This window comes from Bacillus carboniphilus (assembly GCF_039522365.1).
Taxonomy (GTDB): domain Bacteria; phylum Bacillota; class Bacilli; order Bacillales; family JC228; genus Bacillus_BF; species Bacillus_BF carboniphilus.
This window is the reverse complement of record NZ_BAAADJ010000061.1, coordinates 67,271-91,001: the sequence shown is the minus strand read 5'-3', so window position 1 is coordinate 91,001 and position 23,731 is coordinate 67,271. Positions and strand designations below refer to the sequence as shown.

Sequence of the window (23,731 nt, the reverse complement as noted above, 5' to 3'; positions counted from 1 at the left end):
AAAACACACCATTACAGTGTGTTTATCATCCATTTTGAATAATCCAGTGTACAGCTTCCACAAAATCTTTTGCGATAAAGTCTGGGCTCACTTCTCCCCATTTTCCATAGTATTCATTGTTATGATATTTTGTTAGTGCTACTTCTCCGGCACCTGTACGTACTAAAATTTTTTTACAACCAGCTTCCTGTGCTGCCATAAGGTCCGTCCAACGGTCTCCGATAACGATGGATTTATGAAGATCAATATGGTATTCATTTACTGCTTTTTCTAACATCCCAATAGAAGGTTTTCGACAGGTGCACCCAGCGTTGTGTTCATGTGGACAAAGATAAACCTGATCAAAGCCAATTACACTTAATTCCGTGACAAAATCCTTTTCTTCCACTTCTCCTCTTGCTACGCCTGGTTGATTGGTAAATGAAAATATCCGAACCCCATGTTGTTTTAACAATTGAATGGATTCTTTTACACCTGGGTAAAAAGTCATCTGCCCTGGATATTCAACCTGATCACTTCCACCAATCGTTCCGTCACGATCTATAAACACGGCATGTACTCTATGTAACATTAGCTAATCCCCTTATATAATAGCAAGTACCATCAGTTCTTCATCTAAATAATCTTGCCCTATTTTTAAAGCTTTACTGTCAATCCCGAAAGTAGTAAAACCTAGTGATTGGTACAATTTTTTTGCAGAGGCATTCGACTGAACAACCGTCAAATAAACTTGTTCAATATCTGGTTCACTCTTAGCTTGTTTAATTGCGGCCGTCATCAATTTTTTCCCAACCCCTTTACTACGGTGTGGTGACTGAACATACATCGCGACTATGTTTGCCCGATGTTTAAGTTTTCGGTACCTTTCCTTAAGTAAAGTGACGGTTCCAATAAGTTCATCCCCATCAAAGGCACCAAAAGTATAGTTTTCGTTAGACTGAAATCGTTCTTCATAAATGGATACTGGTCGTACTTCCTCTTCTTCATAACTAACTGCAAAAGCATCCGGATGTTGTCTTAGTGCTTCCAATCTAACCTTCCGATAATCCTCTGCATCCTGGGGTCCTAATAATCGAACAATCATCACTCCACTCTCCTAACTTTATTTTCCATAACCATATTCTATAGTAATGTAAGAAAAATTTGTCGTTGTTTTAATAAAAAGTGCCAACAAGGAGAAAATACTGTAAGAATGATGTGGTAAAGGAGATGTAAAAGTCAGCTAATGCCTAAAAACGAGAATCAGGATAAATCAGAAAAGCAAGCAGTGGAACCATACTTTACAGATTCAATACCTAACAGGGAAGTGATGTTAGATGAAGACACGGCAAAGAATGTCACAAATGTTCAAGATGTTGAAAAAGAGACTAAATAAAGGCTACAAAAACTTAAGAAAATAAGGAGAGTGACCACATGGACGCGAATCGAGTAAAACAAATCTTATCTTCCTCCGCAAACGTTGAAGTTCAATACAACGGCGCATCCGTCTGGATCGATAAACTGAACGAAGATGGCCGTACTGCAACCGTTCATTTAAGAGGTCCACTTGAAGAAAGAACTATCGTGGAAATTGATGAACTAGAAGAAATGTAGGAAGCATGCCCTTAGTGGCATGCTTTTTGGCTAAACGAGCATAATTTCAACCACGCCTCTGGACCACAAACGTAATTGCATTAGTTTTTAGTGAAACTTGCCTGTCATCCCTTATGATCCGGTATTCTAGCGGCTTCACTAACTCCTTTAAAACGTGCCATCCTTTATAATAGGCTTTTAATTTTCTTAACAAATTCTCTGTTGAAAGATTCACTTCCATCATGGCTTCAAGTCGCTTACCTGTTTTGATTTCAGTCTCCGCAACTTCTGAGTTCACAATCAAACAGTTAATTCCTTTATCTTTAGTACCCTCAACCATCCTTGCTAGCACACGTTCAAAAACCTCTTCAGATGCAACATGCTCCAAGCTCGAGACCGCAACGATATAATCGAATGTACCCGGAAGAATATCGAATTCTCCAATGTCTTCCTTCACTATTTTTAATTCGTTTTCTACGTGATTTTCTAAAGCATATTGCTCCAATTTAGAAGTAGCGCTTTCTAAAAAATCAACGCATACAACTTGTCCGTTTAGATTTTTTATTTTTTGAGCTACGGGAATGCTGTTTCTTCCAACTCCGCTTCCTAAGTCGAGAACCTTTAAGTCTTTTTGATTCTCAAATAGGGACAACATATCCATAACAGTTTGAACTGGCCTGTGTAACCAGGAACCTTGTTCAAACAACTTATAATTTTCATAGCAGTGATCATGATACAGCTTTTCTTCATGTCGGATATGCTGAACCCTATATATTACCTCTCCCATCGATTTTCAACCTTTCCTTTATGTTTCACAAACTGTTCCACTAAAGTAGCCGGATCTTCATTCATTACAATTAGGTCCTTGTATTCTTTTCTCACAAATCCTTCTCCGATCATATGGTCAAAGAGTGACAAAAGGGGTGTGTAATAGTTATTGACATTCAATAATCCGCATGGCTTGGCATGATACCCAATTTGTGCCCACGTAAATACCTCGAACCATTCCTCTAAAGTTCCTGCCCCACCAGGTAAGGCAATGAATCCGTCTGCAAGGTCCGCCATCATGGCTTTTCTTTCATGCATATTTTTAACAATATGTAGTTCGGTCAAATGTTCATGCGCAATTTCTATATTGGCTAATTTTTCGGGTATGACCCCAATGGCCTTTCCGCCCGATTCCAGTACTCCATTAGCTACAGCCCCCATACAGCCGACCGTCGCCCCACCATATACGAGTTCGATCCCATGGACCGCTAAAGTTTTACCTAATCGCTTAGCTTCTTGTATGTAGATAGGGTCGTTCCCTGAACTGGCCCCACAAAATACAGCAATCCGTTTCATCATCATCCGCTCCTCTTAGCCATGTCTTGAAACATAGACAAATCTTCAGGATAAGTAAGAAGTAATTCATCTATATCATCTATTGATTTCCAAGCGATTTCATAGATTAGCATGTCAGGATCCTGGATTTTCATGTCTCCACCAACAGCTTTTACTATAAAATAATGCACTTCAGCTGTAATTCCGAGTTCCTGATACTCTCTATTTTTTATGTAAAATTCCTCTAAAACCTCTACTTGATAGCCAGTTTCCTCCAGTATTTCCCGCTTGCAACAGTCTTCAAAGCTTTCTCCCATTTCCTTTCCACCAGTTGGGATTGACCACGTTTTTTCTTACTCTGGTCTTCCTTGTAACACCATTAGAACCTGATTTCTTTCATTCACACATAAACCAGCTGCGCCATACCATTTTTTCAACATATACACCTCACAAATTTCACAAGTTTTGTATATCCCCTAAACTATTTATCTCTAAAATTTGGCGGTTATCGCTAGATGCCCCATTCCGATTCAGCCAAATAGCTCTCATACCTGTATTCATGCTACCCAAGACATCTACTTTCAAATCATCTCCAATATACACACACTCTTCGGGCTCTTTCCCCATTTTTTCACAAGCACTGTAAAAAATACCAGGGTCTGGCTTTGCTACACCAACTTCCCCGGAGGCAACAATTACTTGGAAAAAATGCAAGATTCCTAGTTTCTCTAATTTCATTCTTTGTTGATCGGGGTCCCCGTTGGTAATAATGCCTAACATTTTTCCACGTAATTTTGTTAAACAAGGCATCACGTCATCAAACGGAACCCAGCTGGATTGGAAATAGGCTAGATATAAGCGAAACAGCTCAGTTGCCTCGTCCTTACCTATGCTATTCCCTCCTAATAAATACAGCTCTTGCATCCTTGCTACTTGTTGATCTTGAAAACTAAATTCACCGTCTAAATATCTTTGATAGTATTCTTTTGAAAGAATGTTCCATTGTTGAACAAATTCTTTTTCATCGATGGTAAATTCGCGTTGATTTTGTTTGTAAAATAATTGGACTGCTGTAGATTCAGCTAGTTTATAATCTAGTAACGTACCATCTATATCAAAAAATAACATGGTCCTCTTCCTTTTATTGGGTCTTTATCATTAGGTTACCATTGAAAAAAATGGTTGAATAGAGTTTTAGGCAAGACTTCTTTCACTTTTTACAATTTGCATTATAATAGGATAGGACTTTGTTATAGATTTTACAGAAAGAAGGGTTTCCCTTGTCTAAATCATTGAACTCTATTACTCTATTTTCTTCTGTTCAATGGCTATTTTTTATTTTTGCCAATACAATTGTCGTTCCGGTTTCAATTGGAACCGCTTTTGAGTTGCCTCCTGATCAAATCGCCATGATGATTCGAAGCACTCTAATATTTACTGGAATCGCTAGTCTGTTACAAGGTAGAATCGGGCATCGTTATCCACTGATGGAAGGTCACTCTGGCCTATGGTGGGGTCTCATGCTGAACATTGCGATTTCTGCTTCCTCACTGGGACTAACGCTCACCGAAGTCGGTGGTGGAATTGCCACTGGTATCCTTTTAGCAGCATTCGTAACCATTTTACTGGCTGCCTTTAACCTAGTTTCTGTAATCCGCACCATCTTTACACCGATGGTCACTTCAGTGTATTTGTTTCTATTAACCTTCCAACTAATCTTTATTTTTTTCGATGGGATGTTAGGTAAATCACCCGATGGAACAATCGATATTCCGATTACTTTACTATCCTTTGGCCTAGTTATTTTAGTGATTTTGTTAAAGATGAAAGGCAATACATTCGTTAGCAACTTTTCAATCTTGATTGGAATTGTAGTTGGTTGGATTCTTTACGCCATTCTATTCCCAGAAAAAATAACAACCGTAGAGCAATCTGGAGCATCCTTTACTTTATTTCCATTGGGAGAACCAAATTTAGAATATGGGATCATTTTTGTAGCCTTCATTGCAGGGATGTTGAACCTAAGTAACACCATTGCCTCCATTGAGTCGGCTTCAAAAATATATAAAGATCAACCCGAAGCCAAACAATATCGAGGTTCTATGTTTTTAACTGGTTTCTATTCTCTTGTAGCCTCTGGTTTTGGTCTAGTTCCGTATACACCATTTACATCTTCCATCGGTTTTTTACAAAGTACTAGAATCTATGAAAGGAAGCCATTCTACATCGGCGGAGCCTTGTTAACACTCTTTGGACTCATTCCGCTGTTTGGATCGTTCCTGGCTACTATGCCGATTACAGTTGGAAATGCAGTACTATTTGTAGCATACATGCAATTGTTTGGAACATCCTATAGCAGTTTAAACGGAGCCGTATTCACATCAAACACAATCTTTAGATTGGCCGTTCCTGTTTTAATTGGAATTAGTTTGATGAATGTAGATCCTGAAATCTTTAATAGTGCGCCCATCTTAATTCGCCCATTTATATCCAATGGTTTAGTGATGGGAATGTTGATTTCGATTGTGTTGGAGAAGATAGTGAAATGGGAGCGGTATGAAGAATTTTAATGTGAGTCACTCAATCATTTTGGTTGGGTGGCTTTTTGTTAGGGAAGTAAATTATGGCTTCTTCCCTATTATTTTTAGTGATATTATGAAAGTATTAAAATGAAATGAGGTGAATTATATTAACTTAAAAATGAGAGATCCGTCTCTTTCGCTTGAGGGGATAAATTAGGCAATTGATCGTTTATCATCTCATCACGCGAAATACAAAGTTCTATTAAACAAACAATCTTCCCTTCTGGCCGGAATTGGAGGTGAAGAACAACTGGAACAATTACTTAGTAGACATAATTTCCTCTTTAAACACGGGATATTACACGACCTCCAACTTGCTACTTCTGAATCCTTTCAACTGGATACCACCATTATTACACTTTCTTGCGCAATCCTTTTTGAAGTAAAAAACATAGCTGGCACACTGGAATTTAAAGATAATCCACCACAATTAGTTCGAACCACCGATGAAGGGCTGACAGATGGATTTGATAGCCCGCTGCACAATTAGGAAGAAATAGAGAATTATTTGGCGAATGGCTAAAGGCGCGTGGAGTTTCAATCCCCGTATACGGAGCGGTTGTGCTTGCCTATCCAAAACAAATTGTAAAAAAAGCTCCTGCCGAAACCAAAGTGTTGTTTCCCAAGCTAGTACCTGCTTACGTTCGAAGTTTTATGGAACATCCCCCACTCCTTTCCAATCAAAACTTTACCTGGCTTACTAGAGAATTACTAAATGCGCACCGTTCATATATCCATATGGTACTGTCGCGACCCTTACGGTATTGAAGCTCACTCTACCAGAATAAACACCCAATTTTACCAACCCCCGGTTACAAAAAAAGCGCACCACGAAGATGCGCTTACAACCCGTTGGCACACACCTACCACCAAACAGGCTTAACCACCATAAACCAAAGCATTAATAGCAATAACCCGAGGTACGTCCAAACCGCCCGGTGTAGCGCTGCCACTAGCATGCCCCTGTCATGGCTGGGTGTATCGAATTCCTTAAGAGTTGGAGTAAACGCACGTGCTAGGAAGATGATGGAGCTGAACATGACCACTAAGGTCATAACGATCCAGGAGGTGGACCATGGCCATGAGCCTAGCCAAATTAACACAACGCCGGATCCGACCAACACATGTCCAGCGTGTTTTACTAGAAGGGTGGATGATCGGAATACCTGGATATATGCCGGCACTTCTTCTCCAGCAGCAACCTTTATTTTTTTCAACAAAGGTAGTAAAACGAAAAAGGGACCGATTGATGCGACCGCACTGAGTACGTGTATGTATACAATTAGTTTATAGAACGTGTACACGGTTATTTGACCGGCGCAAACTCATGAACCCACACTTTCATTTGTGGTGCCCATGGCATACCTGGATGCATAGCCAAGATTGCTTCTTTATAATCATCAACTGTTTGATAGCCCTCTTGTCGTGCATGTTCGTCCGTCAGTTCTCCGAGCGATTGACGGTAAACTCGTTCAACGACAAACTCTCTACCTTCAAGCGTCATGAACTCACCAACGTCTGCGTATCTTCCATTTCGTCTAGTTGCTGTTTTTTCACCGTTCAGTACTTTTTCAATATCTTCTTGTTTAGTAATTAAGCGTTCAATGGAGCAGGTTTTGGGAGGAAGCCCTTCATTTGCTTTTTCATTATTCATTGTCTTTACCACCTTTTTAACTTGTCATTCTTCACATATTCTACCTAAATACAAGCGTAGGGTCTACCTTTGTCACGATTTCGGCAAGGTTTACTTCTTGCTTATTCTTCCAGAAAAGGAGAAGATTAAGGTAGATATTAAGTGGAGGCGCTCGTCACATGCGTGTGTTTGTTTATTTTATTATTTTTATTTCTTTTTTTGATTTGTTTACTCAGTTACCGATTATGACACCATTAGCTACTTCCCTTGGTGCCACCCCATTCTTAACTGGGCTAGCTGTTGGGATGTATTCCTTTTCAAACACAATCGGCAATGTAGCCTCTGGGTTTTTAACTGATAAAAGAGGACCGTTTGTCATTTTACTGTCTGGGTTATTCCTTACTAGTGGCTCTTTATTCTTATACTCGCTTTCAACAAGTGCTTGGGTACTGTTGGCTGTTCGCTTTATTCACGGTTTTACAGCTGGTCTTATTGTACCTGCTGCTTTTACGTACCTTGCGAACTCAGGGAATCAGGAGAAAAAAGGACAAGGATCTGCTTTAACAGGGGCTTGCGTTGGATTAGCAGCCATTATCGGTCCCGCCTTCAGCGGAATCATGGCGAGCCGGACAAGTGAAGTTTCCGTTCTAATGGTAGTAGCGGTACTGATGTTCCTATTTGGCGTACTAGTATTACTCCTTTTACGTTCGAAGTATCCTATAAATCAAGTGGCCAAACAGCAACCGAAAGAATCTGTTTTCATAAGAGGCTTTTTTCAAAATTCGTCCATCATAAAGGCCTTTTTGGGAGCCTTTTTCTTGATGTTTGCCCAAGGAGTCTTAGCATACATGCTCCCTCTAAAAGTGGGAGAGTTGGGATTTGACACAAAAACTAGTGGTTTATTATTAAGTACGTTCGGAATTGTAGCTATTGTTATATTCTTGCTACCTATTAACCGGATTTTTGATCAAATTTCTCCTTTAAAAACGTTAACCTTCGGGATGTCGATTATGGGAGTTAGCCTTCTTCTTTTAAGTGCGGTGGAACAGATTACGGTTCTTTATTTAACGATGGGACTATATGGAGTTGGCTTTGCCTTCCTCTTCCCTTCTATCAACTCACTTTTAATTGAATCGACTGAAAAAGGACATCGCGGCAAAGCCTACGGATATTTCTACGCCTTTTTTTCATTTGGGGTGGTCATCGGCTCGAGTTTAACAGGACTATTAGAACTCACAGCTAACGGAGGCTTTATCCTAACAGGAATAATTCTTTTAGTATCAGCTGTACTATTTTTGAAGCGAAAGCCAGCGCCAAAAAAGTGAATCCAACTAACCGCTTTTCCCTACGGGTTGGCGGTTTTTTCATACCCCTTATTTAAATCTACGATGTAACCAAAATGGTAAATATAAAATGAAAAAAGTTAATAGAGTAATGACTTCTAGTGGAATGATATACCATGGCCACGGCCCTAAATAATCAATCAGAGAAGGATTAAAAGGCTTCTGGGAGATATACATGTAATTCCCTTCGAGTAAAAGGTTTAAGAAAAAAATGAAAAAGGTGTATAAATTTAAATATATATATGCGCGCCATAAACTTTGGAAAGAGGGCAAATACCTTTCGACAATGACAAAGAATAGATTGGCTACTACAATCCCTCCATGAGAGATGAAAAAGTGAACGTATCGGAAGTGGGGAAATGTATACGAACTTATATCAGGTGTAAGCATTGCTTGAAGTGCACTTCCAACCCCAGCAAAGTATGTAAATTCAAACAAACGATAACTCTTTGTTAGTAGAAGAACACTAGATAAAAGGAGCGAAATACTGCTAAGATGAAAAGGAAGTGAGTATCGGATATCCCATTGATCGAAATGCCATAACCATGTGTGTAAGGATATTTCGGATACAATTAAGATAAGCGCAATGCTGATTCTTATAAGCCGATTGATTCCCGTGTTTCTAAGGAAATTCCGAAACAAATAAATAAGTACAATGGTACTAAGTATTACGACTAATGTCATCCAATGAGTGAATGAAAAAAGTACAAAAGGTTCCTTTCCATCTATATGAAAGTATGTTTCCATCTAATCACCAAGCTAAGTTTTTATACTTAGTGTTGTCAAAATCAACCGTCTTCATAAAAAGTCATGTGATTTTTATCTTGTCTATAATAATTTAAACGATCTTGAAGCGTGCCCGTGTGGAATTCAAACTTATGTCCATCAGGGTCTGAAAAGTAAACTGACTTTTTATCCCTCTCCTCTCTTTTTCGCCCAGGTAGGATGTGAACATCTAAATTCACAAGCTTTTGATAATAGTCATCAAAGTCTTCCTCATGAATCGAAAAAGCAATATGTGTATAGGATTGGTGAATTTCAGCTCTTGGAATATGCTTTTCTTCATTTAACGCCAGCCATAATCCATTTAGGTCAAAGTATGCAGTAGTTCGCCCTTTCACCAACAACTTGGCATTAAATACTTTTTTGTAAAACTGGATGGATTGGTCTAAATCTGAAACCGAAAATAATAAATGGTTGATCCCTTGTATATTCATAGCATCACCTTCTTCTAAAAAGGTATTTATAGATTAGTAGGATGCTAGCAGCTCCAATTAAATAAAGTAAAAATGAATACATCCTCCAATTACTAGCGGTAACTATCTGCTCGCTGTTTTTACTTTGTTTACCTAATGTATCCTCATAATGAGCAAAAACTTCCTCAACATGGATGGTTGTTTCAGGAGTAATATAAGTGTGCCCATCGACTACTTCAATGCTGGTATATCCATCTGCTTCTAATAAACTCATTGGGAATGCATGCGAGAAGAATACTAGATACTCTTGACCAGCATCAAAGGTATCAGAAAAATCAACCCCATCACAGCTTGTATACCCGACTCCATTCTTTGGATGTGGTCGAGGAATATTAGCAATCGTTGTTGGTAGTTCTATGATAGTGGAGGGCAAAACAAAATCACCAATCCCTTGAAAGACTTCGAAAGTAGCTTTTCTCCCACCATTCTTTGTTCTAAGAACTTTTCCATAAAGCACGCCTTTAACATCTTTTAATTTTTCCACTTCTTGAGGTGCATGATAAAAGTAGCTCATGGTTTTAGGCGCTAATTCACAGGCAGAAACCGAACCATTGGAATAATGAAAACCGAATGTAAGTAAAAAAGTAGCTATTATTATTTTCTTTATCATAGAGATCCCCCCTACTATCTATCCATATATTAACATATGTAAAAGAGATTCTTAGGGGATATTTGATTGTTAGATAGAAAAAAGAGCAGCAATCACTTGAAGGATTGCTGCTCTTTTTTAACTAGGATCATTCTCATCTAATGAAAGAGTTGTAACTTCGGTGTAATCACCCTTTTCAATTTCTTCCTGTGATGCATCTTGTTGAAGTTGATCCTCTGTATTCATACCTTCAGCAATGGTTGGTTCATCATACTTTACTTCTCTTTTCTTCATCAAGTATCACTCCTTTCAAGGGTATTTTTCCCTTGCGTAGGAGGTTTATCCATTACTAGTACACAAGGGCTCCAACAGCCCCTGCAAACGTACCATTTTGTAAAAAGATGGATTCATGTTGAAGCATAGAATCAAAACTATTGATAACTTTTTGTAAAGGAGGGTTGTGTGAAATCGTACCCCCTACATAAACAAATTTTTGGACTTGGTGGGGTGCTGCAAATTGCTTTCCAAGTAACACCATTGTTTCACCTATCATTTGAAATAGGGCTGCGGCCACATCCTCTACCGGGCTTTGGGATAGATCCGGTTTTCCGAAATTAGCTGCCGTTAAATGACCTGGGATGGGAGGTTCTTCCCCTTCGTATAAGTCTTTTACCAATAGGTCCACGCTGTTCCGCTCACCCTTTTTGGCTAGTTCTACAATTTGTTGAAAATCACGAGTGGCAAGCAATAGTTGACCTAAACCTAAAAGAGTGCCTCCTCCAATTCCAGATCCAAAAAGCCGCTCATATTGGTTCTCTTTCATTAAATAAAACGAGGTCCCTGTCCCCATGCTAACAATCATAAAATCATGGAAATAATGCTTTTCATGAATGATCATTTCTTTTGTCCCTAAGCAAACCGCATCAAACTCGGGAACAATTTTAACATCTGCTCCAGTCAGTTTTTGTTGTACGATTGAAGCCTTCCCCCCTGTTACTTTAAAGGTTGCTTGAGGTGCCGTGAGCTGAACCCAAGAAACGGCTTGATCTAGATCTTGAATGGGGAACTGTTTATAGTGATACCGGTTGTTTTCTAAATAAGCGAGTTTAAGTAAACTCCCTCCTGCATCAATTCCAATACTTTTCATCTCATCGCCCCCTTATTTGACGGTGAAGCTGGGTGCCAGTTTTTGTTTTAAATAATCGCATTTAGCCGTGATTTATTCGCGTGCGAACAATCCAGCAACCCACTTAACTTTTCTACCCCCGCACTACCGCATCAATATTAAATCTCGTTGTGCTACCTGTCTGCGATGAAATAATATCTAGCCTTGCATCAATTCGTTCTTTTAACTCTGGTACGTGCGAAATGATTCCAACGAGTCGACCGTTGCCTTGCAGTTCGAAAAGTGTTTCAATGGCTTGGTCAAGGGACTCTGGGTCGAGTGTTCCAAAGCCTTCATCGATAAATAAGGTTTCGAGTGATACACCACCTGCATATTGTTGCACGACATCCGCAAGTCCTAGTGCTAAGGCCAATGAAGCTTTGAAGCTTTCTCCCCCTGATAGGGTTTTAACATGCCTTTCCTGACCAGTGTATTGATCGTAGACGAGAAGTTCTAGACCACTTTGTACATTTCCTTTTGAACGATCCGATTTACGGATTAACACATAACGACCGCTCGTCATATTTTTTAATCGTCCATTAGCCACTTTTAAAATGTCATCCAGGAAAGCAGCCAACACAAATCGTTCGAATGAAAGTCTGTACGTATTTTGACCTTTAGAAATATCAGCGAGTTCACCAACAATTTTATATTGGTTTTCACTTTCACGAATGTGTTCAGATAGATCTGTGACTTTTTCCATTACTGACACGTTTCTCTGTAATTGATAGGTTAATGTATTCACTTGTTCTTGTGCTTCTTTCAATCTGTTCTCTTGTTCATTCCACTTGGACTTAAGCTGGTCTATATTTGGTACCTCTACATTTAGTAATAAATCAGCTAAATCCTTGAGACGATCCGTTACAGAGCGTAACTCTTCCCAATAAGAGCGTACCAGTTTTTCGTTTTCATTTAATTTATCATCGGTGAGCTTTGATTGTTCATAGTGTGCATAATTCTCAAAGCCTTCATCCTTCAATTGCTGGACAAATTGGTTCCGTTCAACTTCTAACTTTTTATCTATATCAGCTATTTGCTGCTCTAAGCTCTCTAATTTCCCAACGGTCGTGCTATAAATATCTTTAATATCTTGATAGCCCTTTTGTGTTTGCTCCAGCTCTTGTTCCATTCGTTGTAGCTCTTCTTTAAGAGATTGGAGTTTTATTTTAAACTCATCGAACGTTTTAATATCTTCAGGGATCGATTGCTGGATATATTGAAGCTGAGTTTTAGCTTCAATCAAACGACCAGAAACCTCTGTTTCTTTTTCAGCCAATTGCTTTTGCTTTGCTTCCAAGTTCTCCACATTTTCTTGTGATTTTACAATACGAGCTTGAATCGATGCTATTTCAGTTTTAATGGCATCATACTCTTTGAGTTTACCTTGTAAAATTTGAAACTTCCCTCTTGAGTCATCTAGATAATGTTCAAGTTTTTCGTCTGAAAACTCCTTGTTATAAACCAAGAGTTCCTTAATAAGTTCGTTTGCTAATTCTTGCTCATGCTCCCATTTATTTGTAAGTTGGGAATGCTCGCTTTGAGCTACCAGTAGTTTACTTTCCGTTTGTTTTCTAGATTCTTTTAACTCTTTTAATGTATCAGGATTAAAAGTAAACGCCTCGTGCATATCCGCTTTCTGTGGGTGTTCCGTTGAACCACAAACAGGACATGCTGCACCATCATGTAAGGAATGTGCTAGAATGCGAGCTTGTTCATTTTGCCACTGCTGTTCGATTTCTTCGATTTGTTTACCCTCGTTCTTATATTGGGTTTCAAGCTGTGTGACTTCAACTTTTTTCTGTAAGGCAGTTGATTTTACTGTTTGTATGTTGACCTGGTGCTTTTGCACTTGTTCAAGCTTTTTAAGTGTTTCCTCAGCTATTTTCAATTCATCCTTCAGCTCTATAACGGAAAGTTGCTTTTCGTGTAATTCCTTTTCAAGCCTTTGGTCAGCTGCCCATTTTTCTTTTTCCTTTAACAAGAGATCTTCAAGATTTTTCTTGTCGGATAATAAACTCTTTTTTTGCTTTTCTAACGACGTTGCTTTTTCTTGAACACTATGTAAGGATTCCATATCCTTTTTCAAAGCTTCAAGCTGTAGTAGTTCACTCGCTAATTTTTTTCTATGAGGTTCTATTTCTTTTAATACTTCAAGACGGATCACTAAGTCTCTCATTTTTTGCGAAGCTTCTTCTTTAAGCTTGTTTTGTGCGTCCTTAGCACCTTTGACTTGATCAAGTTCTTTTTTTAGTCGATGACAGACTTGTTCTTGTTTAAACAGCCTTTCCGCTTTCCGTGCGTTTTCAATGGAGCTTTCCAGGGTCTTTATCTGTTCTTTCTTATTCTCTAGCTGTTGCTTTTGCTTTTCAAGAAGGGCTTTGTTTTCGAAGTGCTTAACAATTTGTTCTGCCTTTAAAAGCTCGTCACGTAGTCGGTCCCGTTCAGTTTGTTTTTTGACTACTTCTTTTTTTTGTTCTTCCAGTTTCTCACCCATAAGATTTATTTCTTTATCTAGCAGGTCATAAACTCGCTCATAATGTAGTTCATTATGTTGAAGTTCATCCTTCAATTCTTCAAGCATGACTACGTTGATGTCGTGTAGCCACTGATTCCGCTCTGTTAGTGAAGCTTGGATTTTCTGCTTCCACTCTTGCGCTTTTTCCTTCAATCTTTCTTCGATTCTTTTAAAAACTTCAGTGTGGAAGAGCCTTTGCATAATCACTTCTTTATCTTTACTATCTGAAGTTAGTAGTTTTCTAAATTCCCCCTGTGGAATCATGAGAATTTGTTTAAATTGGTGAAAATCCATCTGGATGATTTCTTTTATTTTTTCATCTACATCACGAACGTTTGAGGCGAGTAGAGTCTGACTGCCATCTTCTTTGATTTCATACAGTTCAGCTTTTGCACCTACTGTAGTAAATCCATCCCCACGAGCTTTCTTCTTTTCCTGTTGAGGGGAACGTAAAATAAAGTATTTCTTTTGACGTAGTAGAAATGTTAAGGACACTTCCGTTTGACAATCATCATCTGCAAAATGACTACGTAGTTCTGGGCCATTGCGGTCTTCCCCGCTTGCTTTTCCGTACAATGCAAAACTGATTCCGTCAAAAATGGTAGTCTTACCTGCTCCGGTTTTACCAGAAATTAAAAACATACGTTTATCTTGAAGAACATTAAAATCGATGATTTCTTGGCCAGCATATGGACCGAATGCTTGCATCGTTAGAATTAGAGGTCTCATAGGGTCACACTCTCCTTCTTCTTCACTTCATCCACAATTTCTTCTAGCCACTTTTTCTTTTCATCAGAAAATGTCGCTGTTGTCATCTCTTGATAGAAAATCTCAAATAACTCTACTTCAGACATTTTGTTTTGCTGCACGGTCTGATAGACTTGCTTTTTCTTAGCGTCCATCCAATCCACTTTCCGTTCCAAATGGAGGACATTTGGATAGACGTGTCGCAATTTTTGAATCGGTTCATGAAGTGCCCCTTCATCTAAGAGACTCACTTTTAAATAGTCGTCTGTTTCTTGTTTTTTATAAAAGCTTGGGTCTAACAATTCATCTAAGTACCCTTCAACTTCTCTCATATCTCTTCTCGGTTTTAAAAACTTTTCTGTTCTAGTAGCCACACCTTTTTCATCAATTTCTACAATCGAAACTGATTTTTTGTGAGTAGCTTCTGAAAATGAGTATTTTAATAGAGATCCAGAATAGTGAACAGTGGGATGAGATAAGGCATGAGGATTATGCAAATGCCCTAAGGCTGTATAGGTAAATGGCGCAAATAAATGGGAAGATACACATTCTGCCCCTCCTACTGACAACGTTCTTTCTGAGTCACTTGTTTGACCACCAATAACAAAAGCATGTCCTACAAAAATATTAGGTTCATCAGGATTTATGTAAGCTTCTAATTTCCCCATAATTGCTTTCATCGCTTCATCATGATTCGTAATAGAGGGATCCTCTAACAGTTCTTTTACCGTCGCTGGTTCAGCATAAGGGACGAGGAAAAAGTTCAAATCCCCAACTGTAACCGGCTTGAAAGAATCCTCGAGCTTTCCTTGTAAATAAAATTGATGATGCTGATACCAAGATGAACCAAATGACAGTCTCTCTGCACTATCGTGGTTTCCTGAAATGGCAACAACGGGGACCTTCATTTCTACGTTTAATTTGAAAAGGATATCATTAAGTAGGTTAACTGCGTGTGTAGGTGGTACGGACCGATCATAGAGGTCACCAGCAATAACAACAGCATCTGGTTTTTCCTCTTCTACCAATTGAATAAATTGTTCCAACATATAGGCTTGGTCTTCTGTCATATATAACCCGTGCACAAGTTTACCTAAGTGCCAATCTGCGGTATGGATAAATTTCATTTGAACCCCTCCGAACATTTGTTCTTTATATCTATTTTTTCGTCACAATCTATCTATTTTCCTGCATGAATTTCTATTTTTTTCTCTTCATTATAACACCCCAAGAAACGCCTATAAAAAGTGAAATCCTCCCAATAGTCGAGAGGATTTCACACTTTGCTATGAATGGAGCTTCTCTGGAAGGCTTTGAATGGATTGAATCAATGTATCTAGTTTACTTTCGATTCGATGCAGTAAAAATAGAGTGACCACGATTGGAAATCCAATTTCACCTACAAAAGAAATCCACTGTTCCATTTTTTCTCACCTCCATTCTTAGGTATTAGAAAAGGGACTGTTTCAATAAAACAGCCCCTAGTGATTATTACGCTTCAAAGTCGTAGTCAGTAACATTTCGCTCGACAAGTCTAGCCCCGAGAGCAGCTACGAAATCGCCATTACTCGTTTCGAACACATTCTCTTGAATGATAGTGTTCATGACTTGTTCAACAGCAACTGGGTCTACAGGTTCAACCGGATCGTTAATGGAAAGCTTACTTACCTTTCCAGAAGCTGTTTCGAATTCTAGTTCAAGTGTCTTTGCCATAACCTATACCTCCTTTCCTTAGTGGGATATCGAGACTACTCATTAACCAGTAATCTCAGCCGTATCATTTTGCTGAATTGAGTGCAATTCGTAGGAACATAGGCTCTCAATAGCTTGTGATACAGCTAAAATTTGCTCAGGCGTTGTAACTTCTTTAACATTGCTGTACGATTTTGCTTTTAAAATTGGCTTCCCCTCTTGATCTAACCCGTGGTTAAATGTTAAACGAATACGTGAAACCATAAAACTCCTTGTTGCCATCTGTCTCACCTCCCTTCACCTATTAAGTACAGGTGAAAGGCGGAAAAGGACAGGGTATTTTATGAAAAAAGAAAAAAGACCAGCACGGCAAAATGCTGGCCTTAGAGTTGTAGGGGAATGTAAGCATTAGAGGGCTCGCGGTTCTCAGTTCGAAGGATTTTTTTCATACACCAAAAAGACGCCTACATAATAATTGTTTACAACTAGATGTAAATCCGCCTACAAACTCATGAGTTTAGCCCTCCACTATACCTTATTCAAATGATTAACATGTGTTTGGACAAGATAAATATTTTTCTAGAATTTATGTTGGAATTATCCGGAAAAATGCAACAGAACTCGCTCCTTTTCGTCTAATTAAGAGGAACAGAAAGTAAGGGTGCAAACAAGGGGGCATTTTAATGAAGAAAATCGCTTGGATTATTCCTATTATCGTCATTTTGATAGGCAGTGGTTTTTATTTTATGAATAAAACGGATGCGGTCGAAGTACCTGATATAGTGGATGATTTAGAAAAATCACCATCTGATGAAGGATCTACACCACCTGAAGAAGAACCCGATGAAACAAATGATGATGGAGAAACAATATCAGATGGGTTACCACTTGAACCGGAAGTTACACTTGAAGATGGGGAAGCGCTCACGATCACTCAAGACTTAATTCTACAGATTGGGGAGACCTTTAAACAACTAGGGGAAGAAAATAAATGGTCTGTACATGATTTTTGGGATGACTATAGTAAACCAGATTATGAAGTAGCCCGCCCACATTTATTACCATTTAGCACGGAGAAATTCGCAGACTCTATTTTAAAAGGTATTCTTGAAGAGTATTACTGTAGCTGTGATGCAGATTTCTTACCTAGTCATGTTTTTGACTTTCAATATTCAGTAGTTGAGAAATCGAATGATGAATTTATCGTGAAAAACTTTGAACCTGTTAATTTGCTGGGGCATGGTGCGTATACCATGTATTACACAGTCGTTTTAACTGAGGATGGTTGGAAGTTAGATGATTGGAAGAAGGTTTTAGCATCTGAAGAGCCTCTTCACATGTCTCAAGATGAGTATTTGAACTATTACGAGTTAAACTACTCCAATGATGCATTTGGAAAGTTGACTTTTGTTGAAACGATCCAAATGGACGGAGAAGACATCATGAAGTATAACGGAGGCACTAAAGAGCCATCTGGAATGGTAGACGTTCATGTTTTCTATAATGATGAATATAAAAATCATGTAGGTGTTTCTTCAGCTAGTACAGCGAATGTTAGAGTGGATCATCTTGATAAGTATAATAACGATTAAAATGAAAGGCAGCTATAGTGAGCTGCCTTTTATAGTTGTTGGAAAGTATATATTTTGGATTTCCCATGCTTTTTGGCTGGAATTTTTTAATATTTCTCGATTTTTACTAGGTCTTTGTATAAATTAAATGAAGGCAGCTTCCTTAAAAAGGCTGTAAGTAACTTTTTTGTCCTAATTCTACTCTGTGTCAATGAATATCATAGGCAAATGGTAGACTGGTTAGGTGGTGTGTGCGAAAAATTGGATTTGAGTGCGAAAATCAACTTTTAAGTGCGAAAAATGATATTTAAGTGCGAATTTTTACAATTTGAGTGCAAATCTTAATTTGAGTGCGAAAATCGTATAATTATGTGCGGACAATACCGTTTTGAGTGCGAAAGTTTGAATTTGAGTGCGGAAGTCCCCCCCTCCCCAACAATGAAAAAACTAGCACTCAAAATACTGTGCTAGCTTTATTCAATGCGATCTCTTTATATCCCAAATCTCCTTTAAAACCGGCATTTCATTCATTTCTTCCTCTGTTACAAGCTCCCATTGAATTCCCTCTGGCTTTGGATAGGGTGTTTTCGTTTCGATGAGTTCACTCTCTGTCGCAATCCAATCAACCGTTAAGTCAAAAGGATCCCGCGGGACATCTACATCGGTTAATTGTCCACTATGTACAGTACCAATAACCGGGATAGCTGGATTTCCTAATTCTCGAAGAATCGCATACTCTCTGTCAGCATACCCTTCTCCCTTTCCTACTCTTCGTCCGTCTTGCTGAAGAGCAACGGAACCTACAAAAAATAAATCAATGGGTGGAATATCCGTAAGAGGAATTTCCTTTCCGTACGACTTAATATGAGATAAGCTTGCTGCTCTTCTCTCTCCCCCTGCTGGAACCCACTCAGGTTTTACCATAATAAATCCCGCTTTTAACCGAGGTGTTGGGACAAGAATTGTTTTGCCATCACGTAAAGCTTGTGCACGAATCGGCAACTGTGGAGAGTCGGGATTTACTTTGATCACTTTAGCATCTTTATAGCCAGGGATTGTCGTTACAAAGTGGGCTGCTTTTTCCGCTCCTTTAAAATTGGGGATTCTCCCCTTTAGTGGAAATGGGAATCGACCAAGCTTATTCTCCTCTAAGTACGTCCATATCCGCTCTCGAATGTCTTGTTTAGTCTCCATAGGCTCTTCCTTTACTTCATAATATACAAGTTATTATAGAGACTTTTCCCCTTCTTTACCATTGATAGAGTAGCTTACAGTAATGTTAGAGCTTAATGAATGTGAAACGGAACAGTATTTATCTTTTGATAGCTCAATAGCACGAACGACTTTCTCCTCTGGTAAATCACCGTCTAGAGCGTAATGAATATGAATGTCTGTGAATTTTTTCGGATGGTCATCTGCTCGTACTCCTTTTACATCCATTTGAAATGCGGTTGGTTCTAATCGCATTTTATGTAAAATCGAAATGATATCAATCCCAGTACATCCAGCGACTGCATTTAATAGTAGCTCTGTCGGCCTCGCACCTTGATTTTCTCCCCCTACCTCTTCTGATGCATCCATCAAGATTGTATGTCCCGATGGTGTTTCGCTCCCAAAGGCCATTTTCCCTTTCCAATTGATTGTAAATTCCATTGTTTATCATGCTCCTTTCTCTGTTAGTGTATCTCTTTTCCTTCCATTTATTTCTTCAAATAAAAAGTCAAATTTTTAACTTAACGTTGCCCTATTCGGGTAAAGAGTAGTGAAAGTTCTGTGACATAAATCACACAAAATCGGTGAACGTTTTGTGAACTCCTTCACAAATTGTTGAGAAAAAGAATATAAGATTTTAAGATATAGTTACAAAATGTGAAAAACATCACATAGGATCATTTCGATCATGAAGAAAGGGGTACCTGTATGAGATTCAAGTGGCCATTTTTGTTATTACTTGTTTCTATTGTCACTGTTTTATCAGGTTGTGAACCATTATTGGTCCTGGACCCGAAAGGACCTCAAGCCGAAACAACTGCTGATGTTATTATGCTTTCGATTTGGACAATGTCCATTATTGTTTTTGTTGTATTTGCTATTTTGATATACATGCTCGTAAAATATCGAGCTTCCAAACAAAGTAACGACTACGAACCACCTCACATCGAAGGAAATGTAATTGTGGAATCAATCATTGTTGGTATTCCTGTCTTGATTATCATCTTCCTTTCCATTGTATCGGTGAAAAGCACGTACGAAGTCGAATCGGTCCCTAAAGGATATGAAGATCAAGAGCCATTAGTCATTTACGCGTCATCTTCTAACTGGAAATGGCATTTTAGCTACCCAGAAGAAGACATTGAAACGGTAAACTATGTATTTATTCCAACCCATCGCCCAGTCGAATTTAGACTGTACTCTTATGGACCTATTACAAGCTTTTGGGTACCACAGCTAGCAGGTCAAAAATATGCGATGGCTGATATGGTTACGAAAATAAATATTGTTGCGGAGGTCCCTGGTGAATTCTCAGGACGTAATGCCAACTTTAGTGGTAAAGGCTTTGCCGAAAATACATTTAATGTAAAAGCAATGCCCAATGCTGAATATGAAGAATGGGTCGAAGAAGTGAAAGATACGGCAAAACCATTAACCGAGGATCGATTTACAGAGCTTTTAGAGCCCGGACATCTTGGACAGTTAACGTTCTCGAATACCCACTTAGACTTTTTACCACCTCCTGAAGGTGAACACGCTGGTCATAATCATGGAACTAGCAATGAAAAGCAACATGAACAAACAGATCATTCTAATGAAAAGGATGACAGTCATTCAAAAGAGTCTGATCATGAACGTTAAGAGTTTAAGAGTTTCCTAGTTTGATTTTTATATCCTGAAAGGAGTCATATGTATGGAGTTCTTGGAACGTTTTGCCATACCACATCCTAGTGTAGCGATTTATGCGTCAATGGTTGCCATTGGTATTACGGTCATTGCGATTTTTGCTGGACTAACCTATTTCAAGAAATGGGGATACCTGTGGCGAGAATGGCTAACCACCGTTGACCATAAGCGGATTGGTATCATGTATTTAATTTCAGCATTACTCATGCTATTCCGCGGTGGAGTTGACGCGATCATGATGCGTGCTCAACTTGCTGTACCTGAAAATACATTACTAGATGCACAACATTACAATGAGATTTTTACTACGCACGGAGTGGTTATGATTATCTTCATGGCGATGCCTTTTATCATGGCTCTCATGAACTTTGTAGTTCCACTCCAGATTGGGGCTCGCGATGTCGCTTTCCCACGACTAAACGCCCTAAGCTTCTGGTTATTCTTTATGGGTGCGATGTTATTTAATATTTCCTTTGTCGTAGGGGGTTCACCTGATGCAGGATGGACGTCTTACTTCCCACTAGCCGGTAATGAGTTTAGTCCTTCTGTCGGTACGAACTACTATATGATTGCGATTCAAATTGCAGGTCTTGGAACGTTAATGACTGGGATTAACTTTATCACGACGATTTTAAAAATGAGAGCACCAGGTATGACGTTAATGAAGATGCCAATGTTTACTTGGTCATCGTTGATTACAAACGTAATCATCGTGTTTGCCTTCCCTGTTCTAACTGTTGCTCTTGCAATGGGAACAATGGATCGACTATTTGGGACGCACTTCTTTACAACCAATAATGGCGGAATGGATATGCTTTGGGCGAACCTATTTTGGGTTTGGGGACATCCTGAAGTGTACATCTTAATCCTCCCTGCCTTTGGGATCTATAGTGAAGTGATTTCAACATTTGCACGTAGGAATTTATACGGATATAAATCCATGGTTGGTTCAATGGTGATTATCTCCCTTCTCTCTTTCTTAGTTTGGGCTCACCACTTCTTTACCATGGGGCATGGGGCACTAACAAATAGTATTTTCTCCATTACTACGATGGCGATCGCTGTGCCAACGGGAATTAAAATTTTCAACTGGTTGTTTACGCTTTGGAAAGGAAAAATCGAATTCACTGTTCCAATGCTTTATTCCCTTGGTTTTATTCCGATTTTTACAATCGGTGGGGTTACAGGTGTTATGTTAGCGATGGCAAGTGCTGACTACCAGTATCACAATACGATGTTCTTAGTTGCTCACTTCCACTTAGTGATTATTCCAGGCGTTGTATTTGCGATGTTAGCCGGTCTAACCTATTGGTGGCCAAAAATGTTTGGCTTCATGTTAAATGAGCGAATTGGTAAATGGGCGTTCTGGTTTATTGCCAGTGGTACCGTTGTTGCCTTCTTCCCAATGTTCATTTCAGGACTAGATGGGCAAGCACGCCGTATGTACACTTACTCTGAAGCAACTGGCTTTGGTATTTGGAATATGCTTTCATTTGTCGGTGCTTTAATGTTAGCGGTTGGATTTGTAATCATTGTATACAACATTTATTACAGCACTCGTTATGCATCAAGAGAGATTTCAAGTGATCCGTGGAATGCACGTTCCCTTGAATGGGCAACGCATAGCCCAGTTCCAGAATATAACTTCGCCATTGCTCCAGAAGTAAATTCTAGTGAAGCTTTCTGGGATGCTAAAAAGAATAAAGAATCACTATTTAAAGGCAAGTATCAAGAAATTCACATGCCAAATAAAAGTGGTGTTCCATTTATCATGAGTGCCATTTTCTACGTGTGGGGATTCAGCATGATCTTTAGTCTTTGGATTCCAGCTATCCTATCAACAATTGGGATCTTCGCTTGTATGGCTCACCGGTCTGTAGAAGAAGACCATGGATACCACATTTCAGTGGATGAAATAATAGAAACGGAAGAAAAATTGGGAGGTGCTAGATGATGAAAGTCGATCACACTCAGCCTCTTGAATATAGCACCGGACAAAACAGTTTAAATATTTTGGGCTTCTGGATTTTCCTTGGAGCGGAGATTATGTTATTTGCGACTTTGTTCGCATCTTATTTTACACTAGAAGGTCGTACAGGTTCTGGGCCATCTGGTGCTGAGATATTCGAAATTACTCCCGTTTTAATTGAGACATTACTACTTTTAACAAGTAGTTTTACGATTGGACTTGGAATTCATGCCATGAGAATTGGCAGAACGAAAGCAATGCTTACATTCTTTAGTATTACCCTACTTTTAGGGCTCGCCTTCCTTGGTGTAGAGATTTATGAATTCATGCATTATGTGCACGTTGGAGCTGGAATACAAACTAGTGGATTTACAGCTGCCCTTCTCACAACATTAGGAACACACGGTGCACACGTAACCTTTGGTTTGTTCTGGGGACTGTTTATTGTCTTACAAGTGAAAAAACGCGGGTTAACCCCTGCAACAGCCAATAAATCGTTTATTTTCTCTCTTTACTGGCATTTCTTAGATGTTGTCTGGATCTTCATCTTCAGCTTCATCTACTTGAAAGGAATGATGTAATGATGAAAGAGCTATTCCCGCGTAAACAAGTGATGGGCTTTGTGTTTTCTCTAGTACTCACCTTTGTTGCATTAGCGGTTTACTTCTTTGAAATGTCCTTTGGAGTTGGGATGACCATCCTGTTAATTACTGCTTTTATTCAAGCAGGACTTCAGTTAGTGGTATTCATGCATGCGGGTGAAACGGAAGACAAAGCTGCGATTTATACAAACGTATATTACGGTGTTATTATTGCCCTTGTTACTGTGTTTGGTACTTTACTCGCAATGGTATGGGGCTATATGTAAACAAAAAA

The 23,731-nt window shown here is 39.0% G+C and carries 29 protein-coding genes and 1 pseudogene; 10 read left to right on the top strand and 20 right to left on the bottom strand.

The window, feature by feature from the left end:
- Positions 1 to 25: 25 nt before the first annotated feature.
- Positions 26 to 571, bottom strand: a complete 546-nt coding sequence (locus ABDZ91_RS18670) for an HAD-IIIA family hydrolase (protein ID WP_343802404.1) — start codon at positions 569 to 571, stop codon at positions 26 to 28.
- 12 nt (positions 572 to 583) lie between these two features.
- Positions 584 to 1,084 carry a GNAT family N-acetyltransferase gene (locus ABDZ91_RS18665; protein WP_343802401.1) on the bottom strand — a complete coding sequence of 167 codons (501 nt, stop codon included), beginning with the start codon at positions 1,082 to 1,084 and terminating at the stop codon, positions 584 to 586.
- A gap of 141 nt (positions 1,085 to 1,225) precedes the next feature.
- Here ABDZ91_RS18665 and ABDZ91_RS18660 point away from each other — a divergent pair, with 141 nt between their 5' ends.
- Together ABDZ91_RS18660 and ABDZ91_RS18655 are read left to right on the top strand one after the other, a co-directional pair.
- On the top strand, positions 1,226 to 1,375 hold the full coding sequence (locus ABDZ91_RS18660; RefSeq protein WP_343802398.1) for a hypothetical protein: 150 nt from the start codon (positions 1,226 to 1,228) through the stop codon (positions 1,373 to 1,375).
- Between the two features lie 38 nt (positions 1,376 to 1,413).
- Positions 1,414 to 1,593 carry a small, acid-soluble spore protein, H family gene (locus tag ABDZ91_RS18655; RefSeq protein ID WP_343802395.1) on the top strand — a complete coding sequence of 60 codons (180 nt, stop codon included), beginning with the start codon at positions 1,414 to 1,416 and terminating at the stop codon, positions 1,591 to 1,593.
- Between the two features lie 46 nt (positions 1,594 to 1,639).
- Here ABDZ91_RS18655 and ABDZ91_RS18650 read toward each other — a convergent pair whose 3' ends face one another.
- From ABDZ91_RS18650 to ABDZ91_RS18635, 4 genes and pseudogenes are all read right to left on the bottom strand, one after another.
- Positions 1,640 to 2,347: a class I SAM-dependent methyltransferase gene (locus ABDZ91_RS18650; protein ID WP_343802483.1), complete on the bottom strand. Its 708-nt coding sequence runs from the start codon at positions 2,345 to 2,347 to the stop codon at positions 1,640 to 1,642.
- Positions 2,347 to 2,916, bottom strand: a complete 570-nt coding sequence (locus tag ABDZ91_RS18645; RefSeq protein ID WP_343802480.1) for an LOG family protein — start codon at positions 2,914 to 2,916, stop codon at positions 2,347 to 2,349. Before ABDZ91_RS18645 ends, ABDZ91_RS18650 begins: the two co-directional genes overlap by 1 nt.
- Positions 2,917 to 2,918: 2 nt before the next feature.
- A pseudogene (locus ABDZ91_RS18640) lies at positions 2,919 to 3,332 on the bottom strand (NUDIX hydrolase).
- A 19-nt stretch (positions 3,333 to 3,351) separates the two neighbouring features.
- A complete protein-coding gene (locus ABDZ91_RS18635; protein WP_343802392.1) occupies positions 3,352 to 4,023 on the bottom strand; it encodes an HAD family hydrolase in 672 nt (223 codons plus the stop codon).
- 152 nt (positions 4,024 to 4,175) lie between these two features.
- On the opposite strand from ABDZ91_RS18635, the gene ABDZ91_RS18630 reads away from it, so the two are divergent.
- Together ABDZ91_RS18630 and ABDZ91_RS22010 are read left to right on the top strand one after the other, a co-directional pair.
- A complete protein-coding gene (locus ABDZ91_RS18630; protein ID WP_343802389.1) occupies positions 4,176 to 5,465 on the top strand; it encodes a uracil/xanthine transporter in 1,290 nt (429 codons plus the stop codon).
- A gap of 172 nt (positions 5,466 to 5,637) precedes the next feature.
- Positions 5,638 to 5,967 carry a nuclease-related domain-containing protein gene (locus tag ABDZ91_RS22010; protein WP_425541869.1) on the top strand — a complete coding sequence of 110 codons (330 nt, stop codon included), beginning with the start codon at positions 5,638 to 5,640 and terminating at the stop codon, positions 5,965 to 5,967.
- Positions 5,968 to 6,340: 373 nt separating this feature from the next.
- On the opposite strand, the gene ABDZ91_RS18625 is transcribed toward ABDZ91_RS22010, so the two are convergent.
- Positions 6,341 to 6,781: a hypothetical protein gene (locus ABDZ91_RS18625; RefSeq protein ID WP_343802386.1), complete on the bottom strand. Its 441-nt coding sequence runs from the start codon at positions 6,779 to 6,781 to the stop codon at positions 6,341 to 6,343.
- 2 nt (positions 6,782 to 6,783) lie between these two features.
- Positions 6,784 to 7,131, bottom strand: coding sequence for an ASCH domain-containing protein (locus tag ABDZ91_RS18620; RefSeq protein WP_343802383.1), 348 nt, complete (start codon positions 7,129 to 7,131; stop codon positions 6,784 to 6,786).
- A 158-nt stretch (positions 7,132 to 7,289) separates the two neighbouring features.
- On the opposite strand from ABDZ91_RS18620, the gene ABDZ91_RS18615 reads away from it, so the two are divergent.
- Complete coding sequence (locus tag ABDZ91_RS18615) at positions 7,290 to 8,435, top strand: MFS transporter (RefSeq protein ID WP_343802380.1); 1,146 nt, start codon at positions 7,290 to 7,292, stop codon at positions 8,433 to 8,435.
- A gap of 48 nt (positions 8,436 to 8,483) precedes the next feature.
- On the opposite strand, the gene ABDZ91_RS18610 is transcribed toward ABDZ91_RS18615, so the two are convergent.
- From ABDZ91_RS18610 to ABDZ91_RS18565, 10 genes are all read right to left on the bottom strand, one after another.
- Positions 8,484 to 9,200 carry a YwaF family protein gene (locus tag ABDZ91_RS18610; RefSeq protein WP_343802377.1) on the bottom strand — a complete coding sequence of 239 codons (717 nt, stop codon included), beginning with the start codon at positions 9,198 to 9,200 and terminating at the stop codon, positions 8,484 to 8,486.
- 41 nt (positions 9,201 to 9,241) lie between these two features.
- Positions 9,242 to 9,670 carry a FosM family fosfomycin resistance protein gene (gene fosM, locus ABDZ91_RS18605; protein WP_343802374.1) on the bottom strand — a complete coding sequence of 143 codons (429 nt, stop codon included), beginning with the start codon at positions 9,668 to 9,670 and terminating at the stop codon, positions 9,242 to 9,244.
- A gap of 4 nt (positions 9,671 to 9,674) precedes the next feature.
- On the bottom strand, positions 9,675 to 10,319 hold the full coding sequence (locus tag ABDZ91_RS18600; protein ID WP_343802372.1) for a hypothetical protein: 645 nt from the start codon (positions 10,317 to 10,319) through the stop codon (positions 9,675 to 9,677).
- 117 nt (positions 10,320 to 10,436) lie between these two features.
- On the bottom strand, positions 10,437 to 10,592 hold the full coding sequence (locus ABDZ91_RS18595) for a hypothetical protein (protein ID WP_343802369.1): 156 nt from the start codon (positions 10,590 to 10,592) through the stop codon (positions 10,437 to 10,439).
- Between the two features lie 55 nt (positions 10,593 to 10,647).
- Positions 10,648 to 11,445, bottom strand: a complete 798-nt coding sequence (coaW, locus tag ABDZ91_RS18590; protein WP_343802366.1) for a type II pantothenate kinase — start codon at positions 11,443 to 11,445, stop codon at positions 10,648 to 10,650.
- A 112-nt stretch (positions 11,446 to 11,557) separates the two neighbouring features.
- Positions 11,558 to 14,707: an AAA family ATPase gene (locus ABDZ91_RS18585; RefSeq protein WP_343802363.1), complete on the bottom strand. Its 3,150-nt coding sequence runs from the start codon at positions 14,705 to 14,707 to the stop codon at positions 11,558 to 11,560.
- Positions 14,704 to 15,852, bottom strand: coding sequence for an exonuclease SbcCD subunit D (locus ABDZ91_RS18580; protein ID WP_343802360.1), 1,149 nt, complete (start codon positions 15,850 to 15,852; stop codon positions 14,704 to 14,706). Before ABDZ91_RS18580 ends, ABDZ91_RS18585 begins: the two co-directional genes overlap by 4 nt.
- 159 nt (positions 15,853 to 16,011) lie before the next feature.
- Positions 16,012 to 16,149, bottom strand: coding sequence for a YvrJ family protein (locus tag ABDZ91_RS18575; RefSeq protein WP_343802357.1), 138 nt, complete (start codon positions 16,147 to 16,149; stop codon positions 16,012 to 16,014).
- Positions 16,150 to 16,216: 67 nt separating this feature from the next.
- Positions 16,217 to 16,438, bottom strand: a complete 222-nt coding sequence (locus ABDZ91_RS18570) for a DUF2922 domain-containing protein (RefSeq protein ID WP_343802354.1) — start codon at positions 16,436 to 16,438, stop codon at positions 16,217 to 16,219.
- A 42-nt stretch (positions 16,439 to 16,480) separates the two neighbouring features.
- Positions 16,481 to 16,699 (bottom strand): DUF1659 domain-containing protein, encoded by a 219-nt coding sequence (locus tag ABDZ91_RS18565; RefSeq protein WP_343802351.1) that lies wholly within the window; start codon positions 16,697 to 16,699, stop codon positions 16,481 to 16,483.
- A 401-nt stretch (positions 16,700 to 17,100) separates the two neighbouring features.
- On the opposite strand from ABDZ91_RS18565, the gene ABDZ91_RS18560 reads away from it, so the two are divergent.
- Positions 17,101 to 18,009, top strand: a complete 909-nt coding sequence (locus ABDZ91_RS18560; RefSeq protein WP_343802348.1) for a hypothetical protein — start codon at positions 17,101 to 17,103, stop codon at positions 18,007 to 18,009.
- 456 nt (positions 18,010 to 18,465) lie between these two features.
- Here the strand turns inward: ABDZ91_RS18560 and ABDZ91_RS18555 are convergent, their stop codons facing one another.
- Positions 18,466 to 19,182: a 5-formyltetrahydrofolate cyclo-ligase gene (locus ABDZ91_RS18555; protein WP_343802345.1), complete on the bottom strand. Its 717-nt coding sequence runs from the start codon at positions 19,180 to 19,182 to the stop codon at positions 18,466 to 18,468.
- 33 nt (positions 19,183 to 19,215) lie between these two features.
- The gene (locus tag ABDZ91_RS18550; protein WP_343802342.1) at positions 19,216 to 19,641 is read right to left on the bottom strand and encodes an OsmC family protein; all 426 of its coding nucleotides are present in this window, start codon (positions 19,639 to 19,641) and stop codon (positions 19,216 to 19,218) included.
- Positions 19,642 to 19,908: 267 nt separating this feature from the next.
- Between ABDZ91_RS18550 and qoxA the strand changes: the two genes are divergently transcribed.
- Genes qoxA through qoxD form a run of 4 tightly spaced genes read left to right on the top strand, consistent with a single transcriptional unit; the run spans position 19,909 to position 23,723 of the window.
- Positions 19,909 to 20,841 carry a cytochrome aa3 quinol oxidase subunit II gene (gene qoxA, locus ABDZ91_RS18545; RefSeq protein ID WP_343802339.1) on the top strand — a complete coding sequence of 311 codons (933 nt, stop codon included), beginning with the start codon at positions 19,909 to 19,911 and terminating at the stop codon, positions 20,839 to 20,841.
- A 52-nt stretch (positions 20,842 to 20,893) separates the two neighbouring features.
- On the top strand, positions 20,894 to 22,840 hold the full coding sequence (gene qoxB / locus ABDZ91_RS18540; protein ID WP_343802337.1) for a cytochrome aa3 quinol oxidase subunit I: 1,947 nt from the start codon (positions 20,894 to 20,896) through the stop codon (positions 22,838 to 22,840).
- Complete coding sequence (gene qoxC / locus ABDZ91_RS18535) at positions 22,840 to 23,436, top strand: cytochrome aa3 quinol oxidase subunit III (protein ID WP_343802477.1); 597 nt, start codon at positions 22,840 to 22,842, stop codon at positions 23,434 to 23,436. Before qoxB ends, qoxC begins: the two co-directional genes overlap by 1 nt.
- A 2-nt stretch (positions 23,437 to 23,438) precedes the next feature.
- Positions 23,439 to 23,723 carry a cytochrome aa3 quinol oxidase subunit IV gene (gene qoxD / locus ABDZ91_RS18530; protein ID WP_343802474.1) on the top strand — a complete coding sequence of 95 codons (285 nt, stop codon included), beginning with the start codon at positions 23,439 to 23,441 and terminating at the stop codon, positions 23,721 to 23,723.
- Positions 23,724 to 23,731 lie beyond the last annotated feature (8 nt).